General features: G+C 55.3%; 1 protein-coding gene. It reads right to left on the bottom strand.

The features are described from left to right. Positions 1-173: 173 nt before the first annotated feature. Positions 174-1,648 (bottom strand): Fic family protein (locus tag CFR80_RS18010; RefSeq protein WP_110507841.1); only part of this gene is annotated, 1,475 nt, incomplete at its 5' end.

Below are 1,648 nucleotides of genomic sequence, written 5' to 3'. Positions count from 1 at the left end.
CCTGTCCGGTAATATGGATTATCGGACAGATTGTTAATGCCCTTTTTCCCGACGTCAAAGCGCAGTACTCCGACGCCTCAAAGCGGACGTAGCTACAAGGTGTATGAGGATTGGTTTCGGTCAAACCCAGAGCGGTTCACGGCGCCTTGTCCTTTTACTCGCCCTGTCAGGCTTCAGTCAGTCTGAAAGGCCGATCTCACGCCCTCAACAAAGCTTTCCCATTCTTCATCTGTGACTTGTCGGACGACTTCAGGCCCTGAGAATTCTTTCCGTAGGCCTTTGCCGACGATAAAGTTGTTGGACTGCAAGCTCCGAATGATGCGGTCGGCATCCTTGTCCGGCATGTCCAGCACGGCCTTGATTAGCCCACGTGCCCTATGGTGACGTCGGAGATAGTCAGCCTCCTCCTGCATGTGCTCGTTCATTGTGAGTTTGATAACGTGCCCAAGATAGTCGACATGCGGCGCAAGATCCGGATAGCGCCAAGCTGGCCGAGTAGCTCCATCGCCAGTAAACACGAGGTTGGACTGAATGCCGTCCGGATAGGTTTTATTTTCCGACGCGAAAGACACATGCGGGCGTGCGACCCTCATCAGGGGGATTGAGACGCGCTCAAGGATCGCATCGTAGTGACGCCTGCTCGTCTTGTCGTCCATAATGGCAACGGACACCGGAATGATGACACCATCCGGGATAGCGTTATCCCGGCAGAGAATGTCATTGATGAGGTAGCGGTGTGTCCGACCGTTCCCGTCTGCCAAGGGGTGAATGTAGACGAAGCCGAAGGAGGCGACTGCAGCACGTAGGATGGGTGACTGCCCTTGGGTTTTTTCGAGGAAGACCGCTAGTCCATCAAGCATGTTCTTCAGGTCTTCCGGTGGTGGCGCCACATAATGCACGACCTCCCCACGTATCGTGTTCTCGCCTACAAAAACTGGTGATTTTCTGGGACCGAAACTGCTGATGAACGTCTTCGAGCCGATAATATCCTTCTGTAGTTCAATGAGCGCCGGACCGAGAAGCGGGATTGCACCCTTGCCGGTTCTGGTTGCCAGCACATGGCTGAAGAGGGAAATCTTGTCGGTCTGGTCAGCCTCGCCCTCGATAGCAAAGCTTGCCTTGCTCTCACGATTGGTGAGCCAGACTGCCGCCCGCGCGAGCATGTCATCGCCGAAATCCTCCTGCAGGCGGGTATATCTGGCGGCGATGTCGAAACCTGCGGCAAGTTCCAGCGGCCGGCTTTTTCTGATGGAGGGACAAAAATACCTTGTCCCTGGCATGTTATCCCGCACATGCCACTTTTTAATATTGATGGCTTGGTTCTGGTTTGCGGTAACAACCAGCTTGTCATTCAACGCGGAGACATAGTTGCCACCGACCGCCGTTTCGGTTTCTAGTTCTAGTCCCGTCAGAAACTCATAAAGGAAGGCGGCGCGGCGCGCGTATTGCCCCGTCGGTTCCCGCTCTATCCAGACTCGCACGAAGTCAGGACCTGACGCCTCGAATACCCGCGCCAGCAGTTCGAGGTTGGTTGGCTCATAACGCAGGTGGAACTGAAGATGTCCGGCCGGGGTCTCAACGGGTCGCATGCTTTCCGGATAAACTTCGTAGCTCTCAAAGCCATGATGGCGGCTCTCCCGGCGCGAAC

The organism is Komagataeibacter oboediens, from assembly GCF_003207815.1.
In the GTDB taxonomy this organism is placed as follows: domain Bacteria; phylum Pseudomonadota; class Alphaproteobacteria; order Acetobacterales; family Acetobacteraceae; genus Komagataeibacter; species Komagataeibacter oboediens.
The sequence above is the reverse complement of the archived record's forward strand: the minus strand, read 5'-3'. Positions and strand labels throughout refer to the sequence as shown.